Source organism: Saprospira grandis DSM 2844 (assembly GCF_000275825.1).
GTDB lineage: Bacteria > Bacteroidota > Bacteroidia > Chitinophagales > Saprospiraceae > Saprospira > Saprospira grandis_A.
The window spans coordinates 3,071,067-3,077,969 of the sequence record NZ_JH719942.1 but is presented as its reverse complement, the minus strand read 5'-3'; the positions used below and the strand labels follow the sequence as shown (position 1 = coordinate 3,077,969).

Here is a 6,903-nt window from a genome sequence, read left to right as displayed (position 1 = left end):
CTTTTGGATATCGACAGTTAGAAGGCATTCTAAAATGCGTTATTTCCGAATATAATTTGGATGTCAATCCAATATCTTACAGCCAAATATGCCGCAGAGTCAAAAAACTAAAGCTGAATATTAAGCCTAAAAAAACGGATGAAGAGCTGTCTATAGCAATAGATAGTACAGGACTAAAAATAAAAGGACAGGGAGAGTGGCGGCGAATAAAACACATCGAAAAGTACCGTTCTGGCTGGATTAAAGTACATTTAGCCGTAAATGACAAAACAGGAGAAATCCTGGTTGTAGAGATTACCACAGAGCGAAAAACCGATGCTTCTCAACTCCTCAAAATGATGAAAAAATTGAAGCCATTTAATATTAACCAAGTTTATGCAGATGGCGCCTATGACCAAACAAAATGTCGAGAAGCAATTTGTGCGGCTGGGGCGGTTCCATTGATTCCCCCACGTAAAAATGCTCGCCTAAAAAAAGGAAAAAATGGAGAGCTAGTCGATAGTTATCGCAATGATGATATTTTATATATCTGGGAGTTAGGAGCGGCTGCTTGGAAACAAGATTTAGGCTATCATCGTCGAAATTTAAGCGAAACTGCAATGATGCGGCTCAAGCACTTTTTCTCTGAACGGCTCTCTTCGATCAGCTTTAAAATGCAGAAACAAGAAGTCCTGATGCGTATTCAAATTTTAAATGAGCTTAATGCTGTCAAGCTAAAAGTTGCTGCTAATCAGTGAATTATGATTTATGCAACAAGGCCCAAGTCCTGGATAAAGCAAAAGTAAGTCTTGCATACTGTTTTCATAGAATTTTTTCAGTGCCTCTTTAAAGGCATAAAAGTCAGTTTTGACCTCTATTCCTTGATTATTTCGAATAAAGAAATCACCCCCTAGCTTAAAACTATATTTCAAGGCTCCACCACTATAGTCTGAAGAATCCAAAAAGTTGTCAGCCTCCCCTGCTTCAACAGCATTTATAATAGATCTAAGCTGAAGCAGACAATCAATTAAGCCTACCTTTTTAAGGACTAAATAGGTCCTTTTAGGTTCAAAAAATATATACAACTTTCCTTTTGCTATATGATGCAAGCTCAAAAAATCTATACATTCAAAATTAAGGTATTTGTCTCTCTCTATAGCCTTAAATGAAAATCGGAAATCGAAACTTACCGTGTGAATTTTTCTCATTGACTTTATTGCTTTTTGGCCCAGTTTAGAATGCAAACAGCTGCATGCCAAAGGCAGGAGGCCCCTAAGAAAATTGATGCGCTAGTAGCTCCTGAAAGTTTTTATTTTCTGCAAGTCCTGGATAAATCAAAAGTAACTCCTGCATTGTGTCTTTATCAAATTTTTTTACTGCCTTTTTAAAGGCATAATAATTTGTTTTTATTTTCACGCCCCAATCATCTCGAATAAAAAAACCTCCTCCTGCTTTAAGGCTATAGGTCAACGAGCCATTGTAATAATCCGAAGAAACTGAAAAAGTCTCATGGATACCAGAGTCTACACTACTGATAACAGAGCGAAATTGAATCAAATAATCTATTATTCCTATCTCATCAAGGATCAAATAAGTCCTTTGAGGCTCAAAAAATATAAATATCTTCCCTTCTGCAAGGGCCTTTAGCCCCCAAAGATCCAACTCTTTTAGCTTGAGCTTTTTGTCTTTTTCAAGGGCACTCAATGACAAGCTAAAGTCAAAAATCACTTCCTGCATCACTCTTTGCGTTTATTCTGTAGATACACCTTCTTATACTTTAACAACTCCTTTTTATTCTTTACCCTATCATCACAGTAGCACCAATTTTCGTCTAATACGATACATTTTTCTTTGTTGTAAGGGCCACCTTCTTTAAGCAGGAAAAACCGAATTGGATATTCTATATACAGCTTCATATTTCCATCTTTTTGGTCTCGCCAAAAGCTAGACAGTCCTACCAAAGCCGCATTTTGAATAATTGTTTCTCCTAGTTCTTGCACAGCCTCGTATAAAGAGTCATTTAAAATCAAAGTACTTGCTGCGGGATACTCTTTAACTAAATACAACTGACTCTGCTCTTTTTCAAAATAGTATTGTCCAGAAAGACTGTCCCTAACATAATCTAGCTGTAGTCCTCCTTCTATATTTTCATTTGCTAGTTTCGTTAGTTTATTGCTAAAAAATACGACTACAACAAGATTAGAGTCTCTTGGCATATACAACATACTCTCCTGAAGAGTGCTCAACAAACTGTCTTCAAGCTGTAAATTTTGACAAAAAACCGACTGCGCTCTAAAATCCTCCTTCAAAGGACTACAGCTGCATACAAGAGAAAGTAAAAGCAGCACTAAGTATGGCACGAGTTTCTTTTTCACAAGATTATTTTTAGAGTCATTACAACTGACCAAAGCCCCCCTCAATAAATAGAACATAGCCTTTATAACTGACCTCTTAACCCAATGCTAAAGTTAGGCTGGGCATAGCTAAGGACATCAATCACCTTGTTCTCAAAATAAAGCGCATAATGTGTCAAATCCTCATACTCTTCTTCACTTAAGACAGTTTTGAATCCAAACCTATTTTCATGAAGGTAATCACTATCTTTCGTGTAGAAAATCAAATACTGCGCTGTTAAAGCCTCATCTATTTTTAACGGGCTCCGTCTTACAAAGCTTACAAATTCGTTATCAATTATTCTTGGAGCTATTGGCTTCCCTGGAAACTCTATAATAAACTTATACTTTTCATTCACAAAGTGTACTTTAAAAGATTTTTCTTGATCCTGTTCTACATAAGTACATCTTACTTCTCCAAAAAATCGGCTATCAAATCCCTTAAATTTAAAAGGGCTGAACTCGTTATTTCCCCCGACCTCTAAAGGAAGTTTTCTTTTGTTTATTATTTTCAGTATTGGTGGCCATTCTGTTACTAAATCAATAGTTTGATCATCAAGATGAAGACTATAGTGTACTAAATTTTCTTTATCAAAGATGATGAAATCTTCACTTAAGCCTCTCAAGTATTCTATATAAAGACTTTTTTTACTGTAGTAGATAACATTCCACCCTTTGCATTGATCTGGAAAAACGCCCCAGAAACCATTTAACCCTAATCTTGCAGCATCCACCACGCTCATATAGGAGGGCATTCTTCCATCAAAACCTATTATAAATTCAAAGTCTTCATTTTCAAACTTTACAGACAAAAAATGTCCATTCGCCCCTTCTTGCAAGTACGAATCTAAGAGATGTTTAAAAATATTGTCATCAATTCCCTCAAATTCCAAAACTTTAAAATCTGTCTTTTTCATAATTTATTTTATCAAATGAGCAGGCAGTTCTCTTTTTTCTATTGCGCCTTTAGAGTTAATCACCCACAACTCCTCAGCGATCAAATCATTTTTAGACTCATCGGGATGCCCCCTATAAATACCTATTGAAATTGAATCCTCTCTATAATAAGATAAATACTTAAGCCGAGTATATCGTCGGTTCTTTGTTTTTGAAACTTTGACCACTAAACGCCCTTTAATTTCACCTAGAGTATCTGTTACCAATACAGCTTTATATGTATAATGTACACTACTATCTTGAGCTCCAAATATGAACTCCCCGACCAACAATCCTGGGTACTTCTTTAGCACTCTGAAGTATTTGCATGCAGGGCTACTATCTGGATCAAGATTCATCCATTTTCTTAGCCATAAATCATTTTTGAAGTAAGTATAACGCTCTTCATTGCTATTACAAATCTGCTGAAGTAACTCAAACTTTTCTGTAGAAAAGGAGCTGTCTACTGCAGCTAAGTTAGTGTCGGCTGGCATTTCTTGATGATCCAGCTGAGTGGATTCCTTTTCTGCTAGATTGCTGGCACAGCCAAAGCAAGACAATAGGAAAAGGCTAAAGAATAGATAATTTACTTTATTCATGGCATTATTTGGTTCTAGAATAATTTGCGATAAGTCTCAGCGCCCTAGAAAATAAAGTAGTGCTATAGTTACTTACTTTCTATTTTTAGATATTCCTTTTTTTCAACGCCATATGGATAAGCAATATCTTCTAATATTGAATTAGGTTTGACAAAAAGGCAGTTCCTAATAACTATATCAGATGTAAAATAGGCATCAAAAAAATTTACATCTCCAGTAAAAACAGTGTTTTCAAAAACAATTGGTTCATCATTATGTCCTGCAGACTCAAAAATAACATTACCTATAACACAATTAGAGACTAACAGCCCTTTTTTAAAAAAACTTTCATAAAAATTAGCCTGACCTATAACCATATTCCTAAAAACAACAGGTTCTTTGAATATTAAACAAACCCCTAAAACTGAATCCAACACCCTATTCTCTATACTTATAAGGTCTTCTGCTAGTGGATCTAAATTTAATGTTGTCGTCATTTTTAACTGTATTTACGCTAAAAAAACTGTATGTAGTCATAAAGATTTGTCTACCGTATATTCTACTACATTTTTTGGGGCCTGCCGCCTGCGGCGGCCGGGCCCTTACAGGGCTCGCAGGTCTGCTCGGCCCTGCGCCAGCAAGCTGGCTGGGTCTGCCGCTGCGCGGCCCCCTTGCAGGCCCCTAGGCCAAGTCGCTTCGCTCCTTTGCGGCGGCTTCGCCGCCTGCTAGCCGTGGCTGCAGGTTGAAACCAGCAGCCATACAACAGCAGTATTGCTTCGCAATGATCTATGAATGAGGGTTGAAACCCTCATGAATTGAACCGCCTGCGAGCTGGGTTATCAGGCTGAAAACCAGCCCTATGCAACAAAAAACATCCTACATCCATAGCAGCTACATTTATAATTTAGCCAGCCTATAGGATGTTTATTTATGGAGGGTTTCAACCCTCCATTGAACACAAAAATGCATTCGTTAATTGGCTGTAGGTTTCAACCTACAGGCCCATATAGCAGGCCCCTAGGGCCGCAGGCCTAGCGATGGTAGGCAGTGCGGCAAAGCCGCAGACCAAGCAAAAACTTGTTTTTTGCGCAGGGCCGAGCGAGCAGCGAGCTGCCGAACGTAGCGCCCGCCGAAGGCGGGAGGCCCCAACTGCAAATCAATACAGATGGGATAACTGGCCGAGTATGGACGTGAACTAGTACGGATGAACGCCTATTTCCCTAAGTTTCCCCAAATAAGCGAACTAGACTTAGTCATGTGATATTTTTAAAAATCTATCTGAATTATAATAGTCTATAAGACCTTTAAGACCTTCCAAATCAACTCTTACATCTTCTTTTGATTCAAAATGATCTCGATCATAATCAGGAAAAAGAATTCTAAAACCAATTGAGCTAAGATCAAATTCTCCATTCTTGGTTATTAAAACAAATTCATAATAATCTTCTTTTAAAAATTATACGTCTTCCTCAACTCAACTTCATTATCATAATTTTCTTTTGCATAAAAAATGAATGCTTTTACGATTTTCAGTTCATAGTCCATCCTCTCCTCGGCGGAGAGCAAATTAAGAATTTTACTATATTCTTCTAGATCATCGATTCTGAATGGCTCATTATCAATAAAATTAGAACTTATTTCAATAAAATCCTTCAAGATCTCTATTAACAAGTGCCTCACAATTTAAATAGTTTGTCCTTGAATATTCAATCCTAATTAAATTTGTGGAAATATAATTTCTTATCTCATTTTGACAATCTCCAAACCTTCTGGTCATCATTGAAAAATCACCTTCCTCTAAAACACCCTCATCCACATTGCCCTTACCCCCAAAATTAGGACAGTAGTTTAAGGTGGAAAAATGAAAGAAAAAAGTCGTATAATGAAGCACTAAATTACAAAAGAGATGAGAAAGAAACGTCGTAATTTCAGTTCTAAATTTAAGGCAAAAGTAGCCTTAGAAGCGCTAAAAGATCAATTGACCTTGGCAGAATTAGCGACAAAATACGAGCTACATGCAAATCAAATATCGGCCTGGAAGAAAGAGCTTTTAGCCAATAGTTTTTTGCTTTATGAAAAAAAGCGAGGCCCCAAAGTGGATGCTGATGAAGAAAAAGAAGCCCGTTTATATGAGCAAATAGGCAAGTTGCAGTTTGAGCTGGACTGGCTTAAAAAAAAATATAGGGGAATGTGATGAAGCGTTAAGACTGAGCCAAATAGCAGTATTAGAAGGACTTAGCATAGCTCGGCAATGTGAGTTAATGTCTGTTTCCCGATCAAAATACTATTATCAAGCAGTGGGCGAAAGTGCAGAAAACTTAAAGTTGATGCGTAAAATTGATGAGTTTCACCTGTCACATCCAGAGTGGGGCTACCCTAGGATGACCGAGTATTTAAGGGCCTCAGGCTTGATTTGCAACAGAAAACGAGTTGCTCGCTTGATGAAAAAGATGAATATTCGATCTGTTTTACCCAAGCCAAACACCTCATTATCAGCCAAAAGTCATAAGAAATACCCTTATTTACTTCGAGGCCTAAAAGTGAGCCGTTCAAATGAAGTTTGGGCAACTGACATTACTTATATTCCTATGCAAGCGGGTTTTATGTACTTAACCGTTGTCATGGATTGGTATAGTCGATATGTTTTGAGCTGGCGGATTTCGAACAGCATGGATAAGCGTTTTTGTCTAGAAGCTCTGGACGAAGCTTGGAAATGGGGGCAGCCTGAAATATTTAATTCCGATCAAGGCGCCCAATTTACTTCTCTAGAATTTACGTCTGAGTTGCTCAACAGAGGAATTAAGATCAGTATGGATGGAAAAGGCCGAGCCTTAGATAATGTGTTTGTAGAAAGATTATGGTGGTCCGTAAAATATGAGCATATTTATTTGAGAGCTTATGAAAATGGTTTAGATTTACACAACGGACTTAAAGAGTATTTTAATTATTATAACAATCACAGGCTTCATAGTTCTTTAGGATATAAAACTCCTCAAGATATTTTTCTTCAGCATCTT

General features: G+C 37.3%; 8 protein-coding genes. 2 read left to right on the top strand and 6 right to left on the bottom strand.

The genetic code is table 11. The annotated features are described in order from the left end of the window. The coding region (locus SAPGRDRAFT_RS14005; RefSeq protein ID WP_002659905.1) for an IS5 family transposase at window positions 1–737 on the top strand (737 nt) is incomplete at its 5' end. Here SAPGRDRAFT_RS14005 and SAPGRDRAFT_RS14000 read toward each other — a convergent pair. The 6 genes from SAPGRDRAFT_RS14000 to SAPGRDRAFT_RS13975 form a co-directional block, all read right to left on the bottom strand. Continuing rightward, complete coding sequence (locus SAPGRDRAFT_RS14000) at window positions 714–1,187, bottom strand: hypothetical protein (RefSeq protein WP_002659904.1); 474 nt, start codon at window positions 1,185–1,187, stop codon at window positions 714–716. The two genes, SAPGRDRAFT_RS14005 and SAPGRDRAFT_RS14000, sit on opposite strands and share 24 nt — an antisense overlap. 64 nt (window positions 1,188–1,251) lie before the next feature. Continuing rightward, window positions 1,252–1,716: a hypothetical protein gene (locus tag SAPGRDRAFT_RS13995; RefSeq protein WP_002659903.1), complete on the bottom strand. Its 465-nt coding sequence runs from the start codon at window positions 1,714–1,716 to the stop codon at window positions 1,252–1,254. Then, window positions 1,716–2,339 (bottom strand): hypothetical protein, encoded by a 624-nt coding sequence (locus SAPGRDRAFT_RS13990; RefSeq protein WP_253271332.1) that lies wholly within the window; start codon window positions 2,337–2,339, stop codon window positions 1,716–1,718. Before SAPGRDRAFT_RS13990 ends, SAPGRDRAFT_RS13995 begins: the two co-directional genes overlap by 1 nt. A 77-nt stretch (window positions 2,340–2,416) precedes the next feature. Continuing rightward, on the bottom strand, window positions 2,417–3,289 hold the full coding sequence (locus SAPGRDRAFT_RS13985; protein WP_002659901.1) for a hypothetical protein: 873 nt from the start codon (window positions 3,287–3,289) through the stop codon (window positions 2,417–2,419). Window positions 3,290–3,292: 3 nt separating this feature from the next. Next, complete coding sequence (locus SAPGRDRAFT_RS13980) at window positions 3,293–3,907, bottom strand: hypothetical protein (RefSeq protein WP_002659900.1); 615 nt, start codon at window positions 3,905–3,907, stop codon at window positions 3,293–3,295. Window positions 3,908–3,975: 68 nt separating this feature from the next. Next, complete coding sequence (locus tag SAPGRDRAFT_RS13975; RefSeq protein ID WP_002659899.1) at window positions 3,976–4,383, bottom strand: hypothetical protein; 408 nt, start codon at window positions 4,381–4,383, stop codon at window positions 3,976–3,978. 1,409 nt (window positions 4,384–5,792) lie between these two features. On the opposite strand from SAPGRDRAFT_RS13975, the gene SAPGRDRAFT_RS13955 reads away from it, so the two are divergent. Continuing rightward, window positions 5,793–6,903 (top strand): IS3 family transposase gene (locus SAPGRDRAFT_RS13955; RefSeq protein WP_437343626.1). Its coding sequence is split into 2 segments (ribosomal slippage), with 1,110 coding nucleotides annotated over them: window positions 5,793–6,077 and window positions 6,079–6,903; the frame shifts between segments, so codons are not numbered across the junction. This gene is flagged as partial in the annotation.